The sequence below is a fragment of the Lysinibacillus sp. CNPSo 3705 genome, assembly GCF_028674935.1.
In the GTDB taxonomy this organism is placed as follows: domain Bacteria; phylum Bacillota; class Bacilli; order Bacillales_A; family Planococcaceae; genus Lysinibacillus.
Genome location: NZ_JAQZSD010000056.1, coordinates 1 through 23,616 on the forward strand (window position 1 = coordinate 1; position 23,616 = coordinate 23,616).

General features: G+C 33.5%; 13 protein-coding genes. All 13 read left to right on the forward strand.

What is annotated here, in order from left to right; translation table 11 throughout:
* Positions 1-770 precede the first annotated feature (770 nt).
* The 13 genes from PVA17_RS19185 to PVA17_RS19245 all read left to right on the forward strand — a co-directional run bounded on the left by PVA17_RS19185 (position 771) and on the right by PVA17_RS19245 (position 23,566).
* Positions 771-1,214 carry a hypothetical protein gene (locus PVA17_RS19185; protein ID WP_274068608.1) on the forward strand — a complete coding sequence of 148 codons (444 nt, stop codon included), beginning with the start codon at positions 771-773 and terminating at the stop codon, positions 1,212-1,214.
* 33 nt (positions 1,215-1,247) lie between these two features.
* Positions 1,248-8,366, forward strand: coding sequence for an S-layer homology domain-containing protein (locus PVA17_RS19190; RefSeq protein ID WP_274068609.1), 7,119 nt, complete (start codon positions 1,248-1,250; stop codon positions 8,364-8,366).
* A 420-nt stretch (positions 8,367-8,786) separates the two neighbouring features.
* Positions 8,787-8,972 carry a hypothetical protein gene (locus PVA17_RS19195; protein WP_274068610.1) on the forward strand — a complete coding sequence of 62 codons (186 nt, stop codon included), beginning with the start codon at positions 8,787-8,789 and terminating at the stop codon, positions 8,970-8,972.
* 240 nt (positions 8,973-9,212) lie between these two features.
* Entirely contained in the window at positions 9,213-9,617 is a 405-nt protein-coding gene (locus tag PVA17_RS19200; protein WP_274068611.1) for a hypothetical protein, read from the forward strand.
* Positions 9,618-10,146: 529 nt separating this feature from the next.
* Entirely contained in the window at positions 10,147-11,400 is a 1,254-nt protein-coding gene (locus PVA17_RS19205) for an S-layer homology domain-containing protein (RefSeq protein ID WP_274068612.1), read from the forward strand.
* 10 nt (positions 11,401-11,410) lie between these two features.
* The gene (locus tag PVA17_RS19210; protein ID WP_274068613.1) at positions 11,411-15,814 is read left to right on the forward strand and encodes a DUF5704 domain-containing protein; all 4,404 of its coding nucleotides are present in this window, start codon (positions 11,411-11,413) and stop codon (positions 15,812-15,814) included.
* A gap of 178 nt (positions 15,815-15,992) precedes the next feature.
* On the forward strand, positions 15,993-17,045 hold the full coding sequence (locus PVA17_RS19215; RefSeq protein ID WP_274068614.1) for a GGDEF domain-containing protein: 1,053 nt from the start codon (positions 15,993-15,995) through the stop codon (positions 17,043-17,045).
* A gap of 103 nt (positions 17,046-17,148) precedes the next feature.
* Complete coding sequence (locus PVA17_RS19220; RefSeq protein WP_274068615.1) at positions 17,149-17,580, forward strand: hypothetical protein; 432 nt, start codon at positions 17,149-17,151, stop codon at positions 17,578-17,580.
* Between the two features lie 239 nt (positions 17,581-17,819).
* Positions 17,820-18,419: a hypothetical protein gene (locus tag PVA17_RS19225; protein ID WP_274068616.1), complete on the forward strand. Its 600-nt coding sequence runs from the start codon at positions 17,820-17,822 to the stop codon at positions 18,417-18,419.
* Positions 18,420-18,884: 465 nt separating this feature from the next.
* Entirely contained in the window at positions 18,885-20,561 is a 1,677-nt protein-coding gene (locus PVA17_RS19230) for a Cthe_2314 family HEPN domain-containing protein (protein WP_274068617.1), read from the forward strand.
* A gap of 38 nt (positions 20,562-20,599) precedes the next feature.
* Complete coding sequence (locus PVA17_RS19235) at positions 20,600-21,412, forward strand: hypothetical protein (protein WP_274068618.1); 813 nt, start codon at positions 20,600-20,602, stop codon at positions 21,410-21,412.
* A gap of 255 nt (positions 21,413-21,667) precedes the next feature.
* Positions 21,668-22,636 carry a DNA/RNA non-specific endonuclease gene (locus PVA17_RS19240; protein ID WP_274068619.1) on the forward strand — a complete coding sequence of 323 codons (969 nt, stop codon included), beginning with the start codon at positions 21,668-21,670 and terminating at the stop codon, positions 22,634-22,636.
* Positions 22,637-23,305: 669 nt separating this feature from the next.
* Positions 23,306-23,566 (forward strand): ATP dependent DNA ligase, encoded by a 261-nt coding sequence (locus PVA17_RS19245; RefSeq protein WP_274068620.1) that lies wholly within the window; start codon positions 23,306-23,308, stop codon positions 23,564-23,566.
* Positions 23,567-23,616 lie beyond the last annotated feature (50 nt).

Below are 23,616 nucleotides of genomic sequence, written 5' to 3' on the forward strand. Positions count from 1 at the left end.
TAATATTACAATAAATGTTTTCTTGAAAATGTGAAACGTATTTCGTTTATCAAAACAATTATAGGTTACTATCTGAGCTATTAGAACAAGTAAAATAAACCAATTTATTCTTTCATTAAACTCCCACTTCATTTATAAACAGTGTCTTATGAATAAATGAACGAAGAATGTCTTTATGGATGGATTTTATGCCGGATTAGGGAAATTATAATCTTATGCAGACCTTGCACATGGTGTTTTAAAAATTCCATGGCTTTTGACCTAACATTGGCTATAATAGGTGTAGTTGACGGCGGTGTTGGTAAAAATGTTGTTAAAACTACAGTAGAGGTAAGTGAGATTCGGTAAGTGAGATTCACTAAGTCTTTACTAGTGGTAACTAATCATTAGAGCCTGTTATGTAATATAATCTTTGATATGCCACTTTTACAGGTCATGTGTAATAGCGGCTTTTTATATACAAATAAATATAAATAATGATAATAAACATAAACAAGATTCTTGTATTACATAGGGAAATAATATTATTAAGTATAATTAACTGAATTTTCTTTTAGATGTAATAATAATTGTTTTCATCTGGTCTATATGTTAAATTATGAATAACTAAGTAATAGTGAATGTTACTTAAGAAAGCTTATTTTTTTTACAAAATAATTATATATATGACGGGAACACCCCGCTTCTTTTATGACTTAACCAACAAAATGTGGTTAATTTGGTCGTATTTGAAGCGGGGTTTTTTTGTTGTAAAAAAGGAGGGGATTTAGGTGCAAGCTATTTTAAATTCAGAAAAGCAGTTATATCAAAATGAAAAAGAAAAGCTACACGCACTAATTACATTTCCAATGGATATGAGTGTTTTTAAAAAGGATGCAGGAGAACTTCAGAGGATACCAAATGAACGGATTTTAAGAAATACAACCCATGAAATTGTATCCATTGAGGACGGGGTAGCTGAACTAGCAGATGGTAGGTTTGTTAAGGATATTTATCATAATAAACCAAAGATTTGCTTCGGGAAAATTGAGGTTACCAACTCAAAAGTTCCGGTATATTCACGCAATGGTATTTTCTTGCGTTATCTCACAAAGGGGCAAGTCTTAAATGTGATTTCAACATTCAAAATAAATTCCAATTTATTCTTTGGGATTAATGATCGTGAAATTATTAGTAGCGCAGAGTATGGAATTAAGTATGTACCTGTCAATTAAATCTTTTGAATCTACAATAGGAGTGAAATAATATTGTCTCAAAAAAAGGGAAATAAAAAAAATCAGGCTCGTTTTAAAAAATATGTGAAACCTTCAGGCAAAGCATTCATGGCTCTAGCAATTGCTAACGCAGCTGTAGCCGGTACAGTTGGGGTTCAAAGTGCCGAAGCAAGCACTTATAAGTGGAATAAATTTGAAGTTATAAAAGATGAAGAGAGCCTTCAAGTAGTAACTTCGAATATGGAGTCTCATGACTTTTCTGATTCTATTTCTGAATTTAAAAAGCAAGGTTACGATGATTTTCGTGTCCAAAGTTTTTATTTAGGTATTCATCATGATCAAGATGGTAATCCAGTAGGAGGCCCAAGGTATCAACATATTCTTGATGGTATTAAGTACAAAAAAGGTAATTTAATTGGAACTGTTCAAGGAGGGATAAATGATCATTTAAACAATTCACGTAATAGTGATGGCTTTTGGTATGAATTAGGTAAAAAGTTAAATGAAGCTCCTACAACGCCTACCTTAAAAGTACCTGAAGTGCAATTTGAACATGGTGATAAACACTTTATCTCGTATGGTTCTACTGACCCTGATGGTGATTCACTAACTTATACACTTCTAGCGAATTATAACAACAGTGGTAATTGGGAACAGGTATATAAAGGCTCACAAAAAGTCTACGAATACACTGTACCTAGTGACAAAACCTCAGTGCAATTCCGAGTAATCGCAAGTGATGGACAAGCAACATCTTCATATTCAACAAGTCCAGTAAAATCAATTAGAGAAGTAATGTATCAATGGAATAAATTCGATGTTAAGAAGGATTATACTTTCGAATATAGTAGGAGCCATGGAACAGAAGATGGTAGTGGTATGTGGACAGGTAGGCCGAATGAGTATTATAAAGTTGCTTTCGATATAACAGTTGAAAATGGTAAATTTGAATTAGTAAACCCTTTTATTCCATATCATATGGGTGATTTCCCTGTAGGTAAAGTATTCTATTCTGTATATAATGGTGAATTAACCTACAATGAAGTAAGGATGAGTGGGTATCCAAATAATGCAGAATTCAGAGTGTTTTCTAAAACGGCCAAAGAATCTGACATCAAAGCTAATGAGGTTAAGGGCAATTTTATCGGTTCATTATCAGGTGGTTTAAATGCGTACATTCATGGTGAGAAAAATACGGATGGTTACTGGTACGAAAGAGCGCAACGAGTACTTAACGATGATGAAACTCCGCCTATTATCGAATTAACTGAGCAAAGTGAGTTTAAAGCAACTTCTACTGTAGATATAAAAGTACATGATTATTCAGCCATAAAAAGTGTTAAATATGTAAAAGGCGAACAAGATATTGGATACTTTGCAAGTAGTGGCACAGCTGTCACAGATGGCAAATTCACAGTAAATGAAAACGGAAAGTACACAGTATTTGCAGAAGATGCAAAAGGGAATAAAGCTGTACAAGTCATTGAGGTGAAAAAGGTAAATACTGCCCCTGTTGTGCAGTCTATAAAAGCCGTAGACAAATTCAATGTTGTAGATGATTCTACAAATTTTGATGTACAAGGTACTATGTCAGACAGGGATGGGCAACCTTTATTAGCAAAAGTAACTTATAACGGTATTACAGCATTAGCTTCGATTGGAAATAACTATACAGTGTATAAAGCAACGTTAAAAGGCAGTGATTACAAAAAAGGTTATCATCAAAGTGCAATCAGCATTGTAGCCAATGATGGAATTATTGATAGTGAACCAAAAACATTAACTCATACTGTAATTAAAGTTGATAACGCTGCTGATTATATGAAGGATTTAAAAGCACATTCAAAAGATCCAGATTCCTACACAGAGTTACAACATGAAGCATTTTACAAAAGTTATGAATCAATTTTAACGTATGAAAAAGAGCGAACAAAGGAAGCGCTTGAAAATGCTAATACACTTTTAGGGGAATTGAAATCAAAAACGGTAAAAGAAAGCGAAACATTAACAAGCTGGCAAAAGCGCATAGATTTAGTAACTGCAAGTACAGCAACAGAGGTTGCAGAAAAGAGTCTTTCTAAAGCTGACTTTGAACCTGCAAAAGAGCTTGTTAACGCGTTAACAGATTCGGAAGATAAAAACAAACTGGTAGACCGTATCGATGAATTACAACGTTATCACGATGCAAATGACGCAATTAAAACTATGGAAGATGATCATGGTAGTACGTCTTGGGATTCTATTAAGAACGCTCAAGATAAGGTAGCCGTAGTTGAGAATGAAGACAATAAAAAGGTATTACAAGACCGTTTAACACAAGTTACTAAAGATTACATGTCAGATTTAACAACAATAACACAGGGAGACTTAGACAAATTCGGTGTAACAGATGTGTTAGAAGAGAATAGCGATTGGTATGACAAGTTTAAAGATGCATTCCAACCATTGGGAGAGGGGACGCATGCACAAGATTTAGTGCATTTTATTAATGCGTTAAAAGAAGCATATAGCAGTTTAACGGCAAGCAAAGTCACTACAGTACATGAAAAGGTACCAGATTATGCTGCAGATAAGTTGAAAAGTACAATAAGTGCCTTGGATGCTCAATTAGATTATCGACAGGTGTTCCAACGTGAAACAAATCGCGATCAACTGTTATCAGAAAAAATTGAAGCAGTACCATATAAAATAGCAAAAGACTATATGGCCATTATGGTATCTGCTATGCAGGAAGTTATTGAATATAATGATACTCACGATAATCAAGAAAAATCCGAAGCTCATGTAGCTACAGAAGCTTTGTGGCAGGGACAATTACGTACAGATATGCAGGAGTATTTGAACAACGGTATTCCTGAAATTATTGTAACGGGTGATCTTTACGAATATATCAATAACGGTAAACTTAATGTTATTGCTTCAATTCAAGACACTAATGATACAAAACATGAAGTCGAAGTTATTTTCAATGGAATAACAAAAAAATTAACAACTACGGACGGAAAAGTTAATGTTACTTTTGATTTAGCAGATGGTAACTATGAGGATTACGTGACAATTATAGCTAAAGATAAATTAACTAAAAAAGAACTTATAATAAAAAATAAACCTGTAGTTGCTGTATCTGATGTTGAAACGTATAAACGATTTGTACAAGCATTAGAGGCCGATAAAGGGCAATCTTTTGATGCTTTTGATTTAAATACTCATACGTCATTGAAATCGCTGTATGACAAAACTGTAGATATTAAGGTCAATGTATCGTCAGAGCGGGAAATTCGAGAAGTCGAAAATTCAGCAACAAAGCTCGGAGGCAAAAACGGACAACTAGAAACTTTGGTTAAATCCTTAGTTCAAAACAATCGTTTGCAATGGTTAATCAATAATTATAAAAATGCTACTGATGATGATTTCAATTGGGCAGGAGTTAAAGGTGTAACTCCAAGCAATATTGAAAGTTTAAAAACGATCATTGATGATTATGTAGCGTCTCATGAAGGTGGTCCTGTAAAAACCCCTACAGTCGAGGATTATGAAAATTGGTTAAACTTAAGCGAAGTTATTGAGGAAGCTAGAAAAGCTATTGTAGAAGCGGAAGAAATTCATTCAAAAGAACAATTAGCTGCAGCAATAGCAAATTCAGAGGAAAAATTAGAAAAGGTTCCTACCTGGTTAACTGTTAAGAAAGAGTTGAGAGAACGATTAGACGCAATAATTGCATACTACGATGTTATTGATAGTGTGCTTAAAGCAGAGATAACGAATCAACAAGCTGATAAAGATGTAGCTCAAAAGTTATTAGATCGACTAATAAATAGTACTGTAAAAGAAAAACTACAAGAACGGTTAGATGCCGTTCAAACGTTAATCGATGCCAGCTCAGCTGTTTCAACTGCTGAAACAACATTAGAAGAGTCAGACCAATTAGCAGCACAAAAATTAGTGGATGCTATAGGAACTAACAATAAGGTTAAAGAGGGCCTACAAAACCGATTAGATGCCCTGACTGAATTAAAAGATGCAACTGCTGCTGTTGGAGTTGCCGAGTCTACTAATTCGCAAACAGATAAAGATTCAGCTCAATTACTAGTTAAAGAATTGCCTGAAAGTCCAAAAAAAGAAGCATTACAGAGTCGTTTAGATGCTATTCAAGATGTGATCGATAATAAATCTAAAGAAGACCAATCTAAAGATGCTGTTAGCAAAGCCGAAGATACATTACAGCAGCAAGATAAGGATAAAGCTCAAGAGAAATTAGATATCTTGCAAGAAGGGGATTTAAAGACTGAATTACAAGAACGCTTAGATACCCTGCAGAAGCACATAGATGCTTATCTAACTGCTAGAAATGCCGTTAATCAAGCTGAGAAATCAAAAGCTAAAACTGATATCGATTCAGCTCAACTATTAGTGGATGTATTGCCAGCTACTAAGGCGAAAACCGATTTACAACAGCGTCTGGACGCTGTAAGTCAATATATTCGGGCGGAAGAAGCGGTTTCTAAAGGGAAATCTAGTTTAATTCAAAAGCACAAAAATGATGCACAAGTACTTGTTGATGCATTATCAAATGGTGATGATAAAAAAGCATTACAAAAGCGTTTAGATGCCCTTCAAATGGCAATTGATAACAAAAAAGAAGACCTACTGGATAAAATTATAAATGAATTGGATAATGTGACATCGCAAGAGTTGGCCGATTATATAAGCGATGAAGATGTTCCTGTATATGAAGAGTTGCTACCTAATTATAAAGAAGCGATTGGGAAACTTGGAGATACAGTAACTAAACAGCAAGTTATTGAAGCTATAAAATTAGTCAATACGCTTGAAATGTTAAAACGTACAATGCAGGAGTCTGACATTGCAGCATACGAAAAGGAATATGCCGCTTCAACTTTGCCAACTATTAAAAATTATCCGCAACCAACTGTGTTTAATTCTATAGTTGACTATTTGCACGATGACAATGCGTTAGGAAATGTAATTAAGGAACTAGCTGTAGCTTTAAAAGTGTCTGAGGATGAAGTAAGAGCAGAAATTGAAAAAATTCTTAAGGATGTATCTGAGGACGTTACAACAGGTAAGTATCTTGTTCAATATGTAAATGCAAATGGCGAAGTAATATCTGAGAATTGGGTAACTGATGTACAGTACGGAGAAATTGAAGTCACAAGCAACGCTCCAGAGGGATATGAAATTGTTGGTGAGTCTAAACAAATCTTCAGTTTATCAGACGAGACAACAAACCAAACAATTACATTCAATATCAAAGAAAAAATTGAGACTAAGGATTCAGGGGAAAACAAAACTGACGTAGATGCCACTACCCCTGAAAAAGAACAACAACAACCTACCGAAAATGAGGGTGTTGAAAAGGTACCAGGGGATGAAACACATACTGAAGAAGTACCTGCAGTGGATGATATTTTAACTGAAACAGTTTCTGATTCGGATATTGATGTAAAGAAACTTTCAATTGATGAAATCAAAACACTTAAACCAGACATTAATTCAGTAAAAGACTCAGTAGTTGAAAAGTATATTAAGCATGTACAAGACTATGCAGCTGAAAAAGAAGTGGAGACTTTCACTAAAGAAGAAATAAATATCCTTTTAAGCGCTATACATGCTGCATATGAGCAAGATTTAGAAGCGGAATCTGAATTATCCAAGCTAACAGAAGGACCTGTTAAAAAGGCTTTAATGGACTTAATCAAACCAAAAACTACGATTGGTAAAGAGTCTGCCCTTGTCCGTTCGAAAATGCAGGTAGCATCATTAAATGATAACTATGTTCGTGTAACTTATACTCCATATACAGGTGAGATTTGGGGAACAGAAAATGAAAATCATGCAGAATATGTATTTAAAACGTTTTATGCTCTAGCTAGCGTGAAATCTTATAAAGCTACTCCATCTGAAAAATACAAGGAAGAAGTTAAAGATTATATTGTTGTGAATCTTCATGACGGATCTTATAAAGAAATGCTATTAGCTGAACTAGGTTATAAAATTACTGAGATTGGTACTGCAGATGATGGTAAACCTGATTTAACAGTTGTAAAACCAACTCCTAAACCAGTAGAACCAGTAAAACCGCCTGTAGTGGACCCACCAGTGACCGAGCCACCGGTAGTAGACCCGCCTGTGGTAAAACCTCCAACTGTAGTGGACCCACCGGTTATAAATCCGAATCCGCAGCCAAAACCTGAACCACCAGTAATTGTTCCACCGGAGACAGGGACTACTGCTGAGACAATTAAATATGAGAATGGGAAATGGACAATTAATAACCCTTCAAAAGACACGATAACAGTAGAGCAAGATGGAATAAAGATTAAAATTCCATTAGAAATTAAATCAAAGCAGTGGAGCATTGAATGGCTAAATAAAGGCAACAACCATTATAAACTCCGTATCTGGGCAGATGGCAAAGAAATTAGCACATTTAAACAACAAATTGAATTAACGAAAGAACAAAAGAAAGCCTTTGTACTTCGTTATGAAAATGATGAGTATAAAGCTGTTCCTTTCAAATTTGTGAAACCAAATCAAATAAGTTTCAAAACAAATCGTACTGGAGAATTTTATTTCTCTACTAAACAAGTGAAATTTAAGGATATCGAAGGCGTATATAGCAAGGATGCTATAGAAGAGCTTGCAAATCGTCATATCGTATTTGGTACATCAACTGGTTATTATAGCCCCAATAATCCGCTTACTAGAGCACAATTTTGTGCAATGTTAGTTAGATCACTAGGGCTTGAAGCAACAGGTACAAATACATTTAAAGACGTTAAAGCGAAGGATTGGTTTGCTTCCGATGTACAAGCTTTGTATGATGCTGGAATCATTAAAGGAGTGTCAGCGAGTAAGTTTAATCCTAACGGCACTCTAACACGTCAACAAGCTGCTTTAATGCTTGAAAGAACATTAGATTATCTAAATGTAAAAAAAGAATCATATAGTCTTAATTTCGCAGACGCTGATAAAATTTCAGAGGATGCTAAATCAGCTGTAGCAGTAATGCAAGGGCTTGGGATATTTACTGGGAAACCGGGTGATGTCTTTGATCCATACTCCAATTTAACACGTGCTCAAATGGCTAAAGTGCTTTTAAAAACTTTAGAAATTGCTGATTTATTCTAAGTAATATGGTCGCTTTCAGATTTTATTAATAGTCAAGAGTTAATGTAATATTATTAATACATCAGTATCCTTTATAAAATGTGTAACAAAACGAGATATTTTTAAGCTGAACTAACTCAAACAATTTAACCGCGAAACTCCATTTTGATCAATCAATGTTTTTTCGAAATGGAGTTTTTTTATTTGTTATTAAATAAAGATTGAAGAGAATTTTATCCACTTTCTACAGTAGGCGCAAAATAGGATGTTATATATGAAAAATCATCATCGCCAAATGTTTCTTTTAACCTTTTTATAATACTGTATTTCCAAGCAATTCTTTTTATTTCTTGTCTTTAATGTCCAAAAAAGACTCGTTGGATTCAAGCGGACTATCAAATAAGGATTTGCTTGAAAAGGTACTTGCGTTGTACGAAATGCATGAAGGAAGGTTCAAATGATTATAAACAGGACTTAACAGAGCTAGAGCACCATACAACGCGTATTTATGAATTAGTTGTTAATATGGTCCAACGTTCTGTTTACTTAAAGGACCACGCAGTAAAAGAAATTGCTGATATATTAGAGGGTAAGGATTCTATTATCTTATTCAACGGGATGCTTTAGTTCAATGGGAATTAAACAACATTAAAAAGTATTATTACATTTCAAATATAGTAAGACCTAGTTTATTATCGCTCTACAAAGAGATCCATTTCCATACCCCATTCAAATCCTAGCTGCTACACCCTTATGGACATCGGAACAAGCAAAAAACTACAAAATAATATCGCAAGAAAAGAATGGATTATTTCATTAACATTCTTAAACGGAAGGTTTAAAATGAAATATACATAAAAAGGGAGAGTGAAGAAAATATTTACAGCATTTTTAGATTTTATTATATCCTTAAAAGTATCTTTATTCGTACTTGGATTATTCGTAATATTAGGGACGATTGAGGGAGTCTTAGAAGAATATCTAGATAAAAGAAACAATGAGGCAGGGGATGGTGAAAATCAATCTGAAAACCAAAAAATTTCATTTTGGACAAAACGAAGGGTACTTATATTTAATTATAAATTATGGAGAGTATTAATAATCTTAATTATTCTTAGTGTATCCTTTTTATCTCTAATAAAGGTAATTATAGATATAATAAGTGGTGGGTTAGATAGTATCGATTGGAGATATGTTGTTTTAATACCTGCATTTAAGATATATAAGACATTTACAAAAGGGATGCGTAGACGTAGTAAACGACACGACTGAGCGGGCCAGTGCTGCATCATTCGTGTATTCAGGCGAGTTGGTTCAGTTACTGAAACGATTTCTTCAAGACACCTCTTTACGGTACCTTACTTAATTAATTGTATTGTTACCTTTATTGAACAAAGTCTGCACTTATTTAAGTAATGGATACTTTAGCATTCCAGAATAATCAATCTGTAATGATTTTAATGCAAATATTTAGTAAATGAAAGATAGGATATGAAAGTGTAAGTTCAAAAACAGATAGACGTAATAATTTAAATCATGTTTTTATTGAGTTTTAGGTAACACTATGATAAGTTAATAGTATATTAATATTCAGAAACTGACGGGAACACCCCGCTTTAAACATGACTTTTTAACTTTACTTATTTAGGTAAAGTAAATGTCTTATGTTTGAAGCGGGGTTTTTTGATTGTTATAAAAAAATAATACAATTAATTAATCCTATTTGGTTTTTGGAAAATATGGTAAAATTGTACTAAGGAGTGATACCTCGAAGCTCTAATATGAAAGGAGATTTTTTCTCATGAAAAAAGAAGTTAAAAACAAGTTATTTAAAGGATTCGTTCGACAAAATAAGTTTCTGTTAGGTGCAATGGCAATGGGAGTTGCTACAGCAAGCATTGTGGTACCAGTTACAACAGAAACAGCGCACGCTGATTACAAAACACCATTTAAAGATATTAAAAAAACACATGTGTATTATGACATTTTGCACCAAATGCGAGATCAAGGGATTATCACAGGTTATGGTGATGGTACATTTAAGCCAGATGTAAAAATTAGTAGACAACATGCTGCTGTATTAGTTCAACGAGTTAAAAAGCTAACACCTAAAGTTGGTATTAAGGCTTATAAAGATGTACCAAAAACACATCCATACTACGACGCAATTATGCAGTTACAGCAAACTGGATTAATTAAAGCTGATGCAAAAGGGAACTTCAATCCTGACAAAGAATTAACACGTGGGGAAATGGCTTTAATTCTTGCTAACGCATTTGATTTGAAAGCTACTGGCAAGCATCCATTTAAGGACGTTTCTCAAACGACTGAGGAAGGGAAAGCTATCGCAGCGCTTTATGAAGCGGAAATTACAACTGGTTATGATGCAACTACTTTCAAGCCAAATGAACCGCTATCAAGAGCGCACTATGCGGTATTCCTATATCGTGCATTGAACTATGAGAAAAAAGCTGAAATTCAAACAGATATTCCTAAAATGAGTATGGATATGAGTTTAGATGACTTTCAAAAGGTAGTTAATAATGATAAATCATTATACGATGTAGCTCCTAATGACAAAGTAACTGAATTTGCTTTTAATGATCTTCGATTTAAAAAGCTATTAATCGAAGGACAACAATATGTTAAAAAAACAAACTTTAAGTATAAAGAAGCTGGGGCTTTTATACATTTGCAGGAACCAAATTGGATAAATACGTTACCACCAGGATATTTGTCAACTCAAATTGGTATCTTACTCAATAGTAAAACTAAAGATATGAAGTTTAGCATTGATTATACTAGCGAAAATACAGTTAACTTAACCCTTCAATTATTCAATCTTGCGTATCCAGAGCTTTCGTCATTAGAAAGTAAAATTAAAGAATCAGCAAAAGAAGCACGTGAAGCATATGCAAAAGAAAAAGACATTCCAGCAGGTGAGCGTGAATTTAGTGGTAACGTAACTATCGAATATATTGGAGATTTTAAAGTTAGATTTGGTACGGGACAAAGACTAGAGTATTTTTGGATTGAAGTACAAAAGAATAACTAGGAGTGATTGAATGTTGAAAGCTCAGAAGAAAGTATGGCTAACCTTTCTAGCCATACTCATCTTCTTTTCTACAGTGCCCCAGAGTGTATTCGCTGCTATTGATGTCCCTGGAACCTCAGTTGATAGAACAATACCTCTAACGGTAATACCAACGTTAGATGGAAGTTCTACTTGGTATTTTGATGGATATACGGAAATCGTAAATAGTAGTACGAATGAAACAATTGGTAATACTTATCGGTACAAAAGTTCAAATGGTTCTACTGTAACAATGATTAACGACGGTAGTATAGGACAATGGGTTAACGCATTTGGCGGGGAAAAGCATCAAGTTTTAGCTGATAAAGATTCAGGTAAAATACCTAGATATTCTATGAATCCACCTGAGCCAAAAACAGCTTTCGATCGATTTAAAATTGATGACATAATATCCGCTTCTGGTGTTACATCAGAATATAAAAACGGGAAAATTTATGTTAAAGCACCCGGGGATGCACCGAAAATTACCAAATTCGCAGTCAAAGAGAAACCAGTAAATGGAAAAGCGTGTTACCCCATAAAAAAACCAATTAATATTGAAATTGAGGTAGAACAAAGCGACGAAAAGGCGTCTCTTAAATATGTAGAAGTGTACGTGAAAGATAAGAATTCCGCTTCGACATTAAAAAAGTGGAACAATGTTCCAACTTCAAATGGAAAAGCAACACTAACTATACCTTATGAAGTTACAATGAAAGAAGAAGTGTCTTTCTATGTCCGAGCCTACGATTCTCGAAATAGGTTTGACCAAGATACTCAAAAATTAAATCAAACTGTTGGCTCAATAAAACCAGTTGGTTTAAATTTTACAATTTGCGGTGTAGTAACTTCTGAAGCCGATCCTAGTGGAACTTTGCCATACTTTAACAATGATACATTATTAAGAGAAGATAATTTAGCTGAGGGTAAGTTATTAAAACGTGTTGACGATACAGTAGGAGAATTTGTCTTAGGGATATACCGTTACCCAACACTTTACGATGGGAAATATCCAGATAAACTTCTTGATAAATCTACAATGAGTAAGCTAAACTCATCTTTTACTGTGGATGTTCCATTCAAAAACACAGGAGCTGACCGTACTAAAATTCCTTTTGCCTATAAAGGACAAGCCTTTTATCATTTGGTTGACGAAGATGTCACTACTGCTCGAAATGTTATCGATGTTGACAGAGTAAGTATGGATGATTTTAAAACCGTTTACAATGGTAACCCCGATTATATGGCAAAGAATGTTGAAGCACGTGAAATAATAAATTTTAAAACTAAAGAAATATATGGAAATAAATATTTTTATATCAGGGACTTAGCATACGAAGCAGGTGGTGCAGCTGATAACGCAACAGGTAATGACGATTTTAATCCTATCAACCCAACGTGGTTACGTGTATTAAGAACTGACTGGCCAGACATCGTAACGTTCAAACTTAATCAACCTAAAGTTAAAATAGGTGACACTGTTTCCTTCACGATGGATGGATACGAGTATGTTTCTGATAAACGAAATAAAGCTGATACCACAATAACTATAACAAAGGCTGATGGAAGCCAAGTTGGTGCTCCTATTAAGACGAATTTGAAATCGGATAAATCTAAAAAGAATAAAAGCAAACCAAATCAGGCGGAAGCAGGATACTGGGTAAGTGAAAAAGTACAGGGACCTCAAATCACTGAAAAGGGACTTTATACAGCAGAGCTCTATATGGAGGATTCTGTAAAACGGTTTGCAAGTAAAAAAATCACCTTTGCAGTCGGTTGTGAAGAAGGTGACTCTTCGGAAGAGTGTAATGAGAATCCACCTGGAGAGTACGGTTCTTGTAGTTTCGAATACACAGTTGAAGAAGCGGAGAAAATTGAAAGTACACCTGAACATATGAAGGCAAATCCAGTTGGGAAAATTACAGAAGATAAGAATGTACCAACGAGTGCTGTATTTGATGTTTTGAAGTATGGTATTGCCACGGATGAATATTTAAAAGTTTGGGGTAAATCAAATCGCTTCTTGTCCGATTATAAATTCCAGCAATATAAAGGGAAAATCAAGTATAAAATTAAGGTAGATAAAACATACAACAGATCATGGACAAAGTATGTCTCTAGAACGTGTCATGATGAAGATGGTCCTTATGATTGCTCATACGAAGTTCCACAAAGTGACACAGTTCATAAAGAAATGTCATTTGATGATGTTTATGATTATTCATACTGGCAAATCGGTCATTTGATTATTTATAAACTAGATGATTTAACATTCGAGAATTATGCTTTACCAAGCGGAAAAGTAATTGTCATGAATGACAGGCATGAAACAGTAGCGGACGCTATACATTCAGATATTTGGGAGAGCCATGTTTTCCCTAAACTCTGTAATAATGTAACATTGCCGTCTTCTAGCTTGCAAGGTGGTTATAGTCCGCCACCAGTTCCAGATGAAACCGATTTGTTTAAGTCAGCTGCTAAATTAGGATCGCGTATTCCAGATGTGAAAAATGATTCGGTGAAAATTAAAGTATCGTCTAAAGATGTACAAAAAAATCCTGTATCAGAAAAAGAAACAGTACACATGGACGATAAGAAAACACCTTCTCATGGTCCTAAACCTAAAGAAATAACTATTTCAGATATTGTTGATTTAGAAATGTCTGGACAATATATCGATAAAGAAAAAGTCAATAAATATCAGACTACCAGCAAAATCACGGCTAAGTATTCACCAATCATAGAAGTTAATAAGGCAGCGGAGCCGACTGTGTCCTTCACAAATACTTCTAATGATACTGTTGATGGCGAAAAAGCTATAAATACAGTAACGGTACATACACCAGTTGTTATGTATGCAAAGGCATCTGATGATAAAGAGCATGACCAAAGAACAAATCCACCTTCTCGTTCTACACCTGCAAATCCCGATACTGATCGGCATGCATTTGTATTAGATAGACCTTTTAAAGTAACACTACCAACCGTCGGTCAACATCTAAACGAGCCGGGTTATGGGAATCGCGATTTTGCTAAATATTACAAGGATAAGCAAATTAAATTCCCGTTTGACGTTTATACCGAAACAAAGCAAGGATTCTATCCTAAGAATACGTGGATATCGGTACCAATTGATATGGAGACTGTAACATTCTTTTTACCTGTATGGACACCAGAAGGAGAGTACACGATTGATTATCGTGCTATCGCAATCAATGCACCTGATGGACATGTTAGTAGCAATAATCCTACTGAGCAGGAAGCCAATTTAAACCTTAATTTCCGCACTCCAGATGGAATGATGGATAATCATATTGCTACTGACCAAATTGCAGTTGATGTAATTGGACGTTTATACGATTTCCATGTAACTGATATAGTAGATTACAATTGGCAAAATGTATTTAGGAAAGGTGATTTATTCACTCCTACAGGAAATAGCTATTGGGTGGGGAAAAATGGAATAGACGGGGCTCTAAGAGGAAATGAACTTCCGTATACACTTCCGGTACACCATAATAGCCATCCAAATGGTTATGCAAATGTAGCAACTAAAACGGGCTATACTTTCCGTTTCGATATGAAAACGAAAGGTAATATGTTTGGCCAATCAGATGCCATTCGGATTAAGCCAACATTCTATTTCGTAAACAAAGATGGAAAAAATAGACGACCAGTTGATTTGTATTATCATAATGACGAAAATTACTTTGTAAGAATTGGCTCTGAAAAAGATAAAGTATACCGTTCTGTAGTCTTGAATGAAAAACTCCGTAATGTCCCACAAAAGCAGTTAATAGATAATGCAAATTACTATTACCGTCATGCAGATACTGAGGGATATCAGGAGGAAGCTAGTAAATTCCAAGAAACATCATTTATGCGTATGTATATACGTAAATGGTCAAAAGAACCTATTCGTACTGGGCCGTATAGTTGGCAAATGTTGAACTCTAAACTACGAACATTTATGGGACCAGGTGAAGATGCAGTACCAGACAATACGATGGTACCTAAAAAGGACATCGTGGCTCGTGAGCAAACATGGTATGGCGAATATAGTTTACCTTCCAAGACTTATGTTGTAGAGAAAGATGCAAAAATTGCTGAAGGGGCTGTAGTAGGACGTATAAATGAGAATAATAGAATGTTCTTAAAAGACGGTTACATCATTGTTAATTTCGATATTGAATCAATTAGAGACGGTGATGTACAAAATCCATATTTACAATATATCCATGGTAAACTGATGAATCAATGGAGTGATATGGATGGATTTTCACATAGTTTCCAAGATACTTATGGTAATACATTTAACTTACAAGATGGAGATGTAATTTTCTATCATGGTGATCAGAGCAGTAATAATGATTTTGCTCCAAGCGTAACTCACTAATCACTAAGTAAACCCCCTACGATGTATGTGTAGGGGGTTTTATTGTCAGAGAAGATAAAACGATTAGTAATGAAGCGGCTTATACTCTCTGTATTAAAGCAGACGGCGGATTTTTAGAACAATAATTCGAAAATACATTAAAATCAATTTCCGCGATTAGAGGAGGAATTAAATATTTATGAAATTGACCTATGATATTACCATTTTTCCTTTGCTGTATATACCATTATTAATATTCATGTTAGCATTATTCTCTTTGTATCTTTATAATAAAACTAAGTTAAAGACTGAATTATATATTTCTGTAAGTATGTTTGTTTTAGTAGCAGCATCATTATATATATTTACATTGCAAGGAAAACACATTACTTTTGATAGTTATCCATTTCAAATAGCAACCAGTGTATTATTGATCGAGACGATAGTAATGCAGTTATTTAGTGAGAAAAGAGACTGGCGAAGTTGTGTACCTATTGGTTTGGTACTCATCTTAACATGGGGTACATTAGTGTTACATCCATTAATACGAGGCTTTGTATTTCCCATATCATTATTTGCTCTTGTTGGGTGGCGCTATATTCGATTAGCTAAAAGAGATGTAACAGAAATAGTTCGTATGTCTTTACTATTTTCGTTGGGGATCGCAGGCATGCTTGGAAATTTTATAGGTTCTGCAGCATTTCAATTTATCAGTAGTCTACTTATTTCAAGTTACCTTGTCCTAGAAAATACCCATTATTTTAATCGTGTAATTGCATTATTTAAAAATGTAAGCATTACCAGTATTACAGATTCATTAACACAGTTGTATAATAAAGCATTCTTTTTCAAAAAGGCAGAACAGCTTATAGGTAAGCAACCTATCAGTATTATTTTCGTAGATATTGATGATTTTAAACAAATAAATGATTTCAAAGGTCATGATTATGGTGATGAAATAATACAAAAGGCAGGCTTGTTATTTAAGCGCACTTTACATGAACAAGGATACGCTTGTCGCTATGGAGGAGACGAGCTTGTAGGTATAATCACAACTAATCGTGCGATGGAGCTTGCTGCGCGTTTCAAAAGAAGTTTTGAAGAAGCCACAGGAACAACAGTAAGTATCGGTGTAGCCCATCAAGAAGAATTAGATGTTAATGAGGGGGAAGGAGGAATTGATGAATTAATTAAATTAGCAGATGAACGGATGTATCAGGCCAAATTAAAAGGTAAGAATCAAGTGTGCTAATTGCTCTGATGTATTTCCGTTTCCGGTTGTATAAAGAAATCTAAAAGAATCGGAGGGACGGCTTATTAGGTATGAATGGAATACCAATTATAAGCCTATGCCTATGAGAGCAGCTATTGAAATAAACGATTTCATCGCCTCAATCATGAAAGACACCCGTCCTAAAAGAACAATTTATGGTAAAAATTTTGTAATGGTACAGATGTATAAGTATTATATAACAAAATATCTTTACGAACAAAATAATACAATTTATATTTTTATATTAGCGTTAGTAAGTAAGCAACAAGACACATATAAATTAAACTCGAAAACAGGTAAAAGTGATCGCACAATCGAATATTCTACACAATCTAAAGATGGGAGAACAATCATGATAGACGAACCGATTGATAAGTTAAAGCCTGATTGGTCGTTTATCAAAGATATTCCTTCAGGTGATAAATTCTTAGGTCTAACGGAATCAGAATATCTTAAACTTATAGCATCATCCTTTGATGATAAAGAATTTCTTCAGTTTTCGCAAACAAAGTAGATTGTGTGGGATTGTTTGCTTTTGTATATTTTGGTATGATTAAAGTATCTTATTTTTGTCTTTTTAGGTTTTTTCTACTTTCTGTAGAAAAAAGATGTAGTTAACATTTAACAACCTTTGGGTTGAATCGAGAACAGGATAATTATGTCCTGTATTACTATGATTCTTCCTGGAGGTTGTTTTTTTATGCCCAAAAAAGCAGAAATAAAATAAAACAATCCCGAAAGGAAGAAATATCTATGAATAAAAACATCGAATTAACAATCCATATTGCAGAGGATTTTAAGGCTTTAAAATCAAAATTATTGCCGCTTCAATTTAGATTAAATCGAGAAGGTGCTTTACTTTGGACAAATCCATTTGAAAAAACACAACAATTTACTATCAAACCATTGAGAGAGGGAAGCACGAACTATAGCGTAAAGTTAAGCCGTTACTGTGAGCAGGTTATTTCAATGTTAACGAGGTGTTTAAGCTTTTTTGACTGTGATGTAAGGCAGCTACATTATATTTTAACACCGACACAAGCTAACTTTAATCGAGAGAATTTCCGGCAAATAGCTAAGAGAGAATGGTCTGAATGTAGTCCTTATATCTTCATGTGCTTGAATAGAAAAGATGCAGAAGTTGTCTGTATTATCATGCAAGATAACGTGTTCCATACAAGGAGCGTACACTCATTAAACCGAATACAACATTTTGTAGAGCTGTGTGATCGATACAGTTCTTTTTTTGTGCAGGAAACACCATTCAATCTCTTCACTTTTGAGGAATATGCAGTCGGTGCAGTATTAGGAGGACAAAGTAGGGGGCGAACTGTTTTGCGGACGGGGTCTTAGCCCCACGGGCGCGAACGTTCTACCTCGGCTACCGTTATCATATATCGATATAAAAAATGGTCAACCAGAAAATTTTCTGGCTGACCTTATAATACGATCGGGCGCGATTGTTGAGCAACACACGTAGAAAATAATCAAACTTTTTTATAAAAACCTAAATTAAAACTCCTAAAGAGAATCCCTTTTGAAAAAAGATTGTTCAAAAGAGATTCTTCTTTTTTATCGTAAAATAAGGGTTTGCGAGTTAGTTTTGCTCAAACTTTATTTCAAAGCAATAAATTATACTTTTAATGACAATTTGTGCATCTATTAACTTATAATGTTTATAAGCCAATAGATGTATTTTTTATGAAAGGAGATAAGATATGAGTATTATTATAGAAAAGATAAGCTTATGTACATCTCGTATGGATAGAAGGAGCAATTGTTTAGATAAAACTGAGATTGCTAAGGGGGAAAAGGTTAATGACTAATTCAAAGTCAACAAAAAGTGATAATTTCACCAAATTTTACAGGAAAATTTACTGTCCTATCTGTAAAGAGTATTCTGTTCGTGTCTATGACAATGATATTGAGTGTTTTAATGATTGCGAAATAACTTCTAAAGTAGATGTAAATAATTTTGATGGATTCTTCAATAGAGAAGAAATTGAGTCGTTGTTTTTCTTTAATGAAAAGGATAGATTAGAAAAATTAATTAAATTATTTAGGAAACCCATTATCTACGGAAATATTAGTAAACGTGATGGGGATAGACTAAATAAAATATTCGAAAAGAAAAACTATACAGAAATAGACATTGATGATTTATTAATAAACTATTTAATAAAAGAAGGGTTAGATGAGCTTCCAAAGAACCCTACTAATTATGGTTATATTATAAATTTAATAGAGGATATACATTATTTTCTTTTAAGGGCGTGCCAAGACTTATCGCTGTTTGATATAGCACTTGAAATAAATAAAACTAAGGAAGACAAGCCATTTTATTCAGCAAGATTTTTCTTCTACAATGCAATTGAGTCTATTTGGTACGCATTTGAAAGAATCGTGGTGTATGCAGGTTTAAAATATGGATACGGATTCAAACAAAAATTGGAAAAGAATGGTTCATATGAAATAATAACGTCTTTGGAAAAGAAGTTAGAACAGAATGATATGCCACCAATTTATAAGGAAATAGATATCTATCGGAAAAAAAGCGGAAATTTTATTGGTGAAATAAGAAGAAATAACACTCATAATTCTTCTATACATATTCAAGAAATAAATCGAAGAACATCATCCAATAGAAATGCTAAAAAATTAATTATGGAGAAAAATGCTAACTATTTCGATGGCCTTTATCTAAAGCCGAAGGTTAATAAAACCATTTTAGCAATAGAGCAATTATATTGTGCGTTAGAAGAAATTGTTAAAGACTTTAATAAAAACTGTGAGCAGTTTGATAACATACAGATTCCAATGAGGGATGAATTTGAAAAGAATACCTTATTTAACATTAAAATAAATGAAAAATTTGATTTAAAAGCTATTGACTTCAGAAAACAAGCAGCATTTAATAACCTAATTCAATTAAGTAAAGGTAATGAAAAGTATAATGCAGAGATGCAGATGTTATGGGACATTTTCTTTAGGCTTGAGGAAACACAAAAATGTATAATTGACGTTTATAGGCTTGAAGACAATGTTTTTGAAAGTTACTGGAGTAAAACGATAGAATTTAATATTGTAGGATTTATAGACAACAGACTTTTTGTTTATGCAGGGATGTCTAGAATTTATGCTGCACTTGATAAATTTTCTCAGTATTACGCTTCTTCAAGAGGTTTAGATAAGAAAAAAATTAGGTATTTTAAGAGCTTGAAGTCTATCGATTCATCTAATAGTGATCCAGTTTTAAACAAAATACATCAAATTCTAGAAAGTGATGAATACAAAGGGCTATCTAAATTTAGAAATAGAATAGCCCATAATTTAAGTGCAGGGGTACTCTATGGAGATACTGGAGTAAAAAGTGAAAATGCTCATATTTATTATTGTATAGTTAAATTAATTAATGATTGTTTAGACTTACTCTTTGAAGAGGCAAAGCTAAAACTTGAACACGTGTATATATATACCGTATTAAATGAGAGGTAGCAAGGAATATATAAATTAAATTATTGGTGGGAGAAAATATGAGTAAGTGTATTTATTGTGAAAGAAACAATTTATTAACAAATGAACACGTTTTGCCAAGGTGGTTATATCAGTACACACAAAATCAAAATATTCAATTGCTGCAAGCATCTCCTGATAAATTTCTTAAAGTTCAACAGACAATAAAAGATGTTTGTCAACAATGTAATAATGGAGTATTATCCGAACTTGATACCTATGCTAAAGGAAGGTATGAGAATTTTTTCTCTAATTTTGTATTTAATAATCAAACAGTCACTTTTGAGTATGATTATGATTTGCTTGTTAGATGGTTATTAAAAGTATCTTTTAATTCAGCTCGTGCCAATGGAAGGGACTATGATTCTTTTCTTGAATATAGAGATTATATTTTAACCGGAAAAAATAGACCAACTAGAATGACAGTATTTTTGCAATTAATAACACCTTACATTTTTAGTGAAAAGGATAAAATGAATGTAAAGGATGAGTCACTAAAGGCACTGGGTTATCTTCCTCCAAACTTTACACGTATTTCAAGATTAGATGACACTGCATCAATAGGGATTAATAAAGATAATTATAATTTGATAAGAATGGTAATGTTAAATTCTTACAATTTTTATATTTTGATTCCTTCAGATAACATTATATCCCGTGAAGATTGGAAGAATGAATTAAGAGTATTTAAAAGTACAGGGTTAACCCAAAAAGTTTATAAATTACTCCCAGAAAATAAATCAATTAGTTTAAATGCATCTAATGTATCTATATTAGATGCGGTTAAACATCATATGAAAAGTAATGAGAATGTTTATAAAAAGCTTTTATAAATAATAATTCTTTAAAACATCATTATTTTAGCAATCCAGAATCGGGCGCAATTCTTGAATTGGAATTGTGCTTTTTTCAGTGCATTGGACTCTACTAATCTTTATTGGAATAACACTACATACTTCGAACTAAATATCTACTGTAATAAAATTAATATTGTAATATACTTTTGTAAATAGGTTTACACTGATTATTTATATTTTAATCAAAGATCTCTGGAATGCTCAGTAAAAAATATTATAAGGAGCCCTAAAATGAAAAAGAAAATAAACTATTTAATCTTACTTTTAACTGCCATCTTAATAGTTGGTTGTACTAATGTAGAAGATGGATCGAATACTGATGGGAAAGCTATCTCACCAGAAGTAACTACAAAAAATAGTGAAAAAGAAGAATCTATGACTGAAAAACAAGTAGTAGAGGAAACATCTACTGAATCAAAAGATCAACTGTTTAAAGGTTACAAACTAATTGATGTTGATGGTGGTGATTTGTCTGGATATCGTGAACCTAACGTCGTCGTTGACATAGGTTTTGGGGACCGAGAGTATTGGTCCTTTACGAATGAACACGGACAAGTAGTCCGTGTCATTGCTGCCGAAATCGTTCTACAGGATGATCGTACCGAACCTGTAACATCATATGGTAGATACTATGCTGATGAAGCAAAAGTTCCTGGTGTCGAAAGAGCAGACTTAGATGAGGGACATATAATTGCAGATTCTCTCGGTGGAGTATCAAATGCTTATAATATTACGCCACAAGATAGTACACTTAACCGACATGGCGATCAAGCATATATGGAAGACGCTATTCGTAAAGCCAGTGGAGCTACAAATTTTGAGGCAATTATTACATATCCAAATACGGAAACACAGATTCCTTCTCATTACAAGTACACTTACATTTTAAAAGGGAATAAAGTTGTAGATGAGTTTGATAATGGCAACCCTGATGAAATAAATAAATCTCTAGGATTAACTGAAAGTAAATCAACTAACTCAAATAAGTCAATAAGTTCTAATAAGTCAATAAGTTCTAATAAGTCTAATGCTTCGAAGGGTGCTGAAGATATCGATATTTCTAGCGTTGATACAGATGGAAATGGACAAGTAACGATTAAAGAAGCAAAAGCAGCAGGTTATAGTATGCCAATAACGAGTGATCACTGGTTATATCCATTTATGGATGATCGAGATAATGATGGTATGGTAGGTGAATAAGCCCCTAGAACTTTAAGGCAAAATAAAAATGAACGAAGAAAGGAACAGTTCCCTCGTTTCACGATTTATAACAATTTGTGAGTAAGTGTCTATACAGAACCAACTTTTATTTATTTAAAATATGGATTGATAATAAAGTTTGATTAAAAATCCTGTGTTGATATGCAGGATTTTTTCTTATTCCACAATCGGGCCATATTAGTGAATAAATTTTTTTATAACAGGTATCAACCGATGCTTTAGGACCTTTTTATTACGTCACAGGTTAGTTGCATTCTAGAAGCTAAAGCTAAGAGTAAGTATTTTGGTTAATAGAAGTAAAAGCTATTTGACAATCAAAAGAAGCCTTAATTTAATGGGCTTCTTTTTTATATGCTTATTGCGGTAATGAAACGATTATAAGAATAAAGGACTGTTATGGAAAATATAAACTAAAATCAATAATTTGAAGTTTAATGTCAATAGAGCTGTTTCATAAAAGTGGGCAATCCTTTAAATCGCTCTAGAGCTTAAATATGGTTAATTTATCCCGAATAATTTGGGATAAATTATGTGCAAGTATAGCAAAGTAAAGATAAATTGTTTTTATCCCGAAAAGTTCAGATGTACAACAAACACTTCAAAATTACTGATTTATTAATTTTAGGGTACAAAGAAAACCCTTTTACAATGTTAGTAGGCGAACAATTAAGTAATGGTAAATACAGGCCACTTGCTAATGTAGAGTTTGGTTTCAAACCTGAAGAAAAAGCAGCATTTCGTCAAATTGCTAAACAGATTGTTACAAATGTAGACCGAAATATTATATGGTTAGAGCCTAGACTGTATTGCAAGGTTCAATATTTAGAGAAAACAAATTCTGGATCATTAAGGATTGTATCGTTTAAAGGTTTTAGTTTTGATAAGGCTCCCGAGCATTCTATTTCTTGAGATATAGGAAACAAAGGTCAATGATATAGATGGAGCAAGTTCCTATGGAG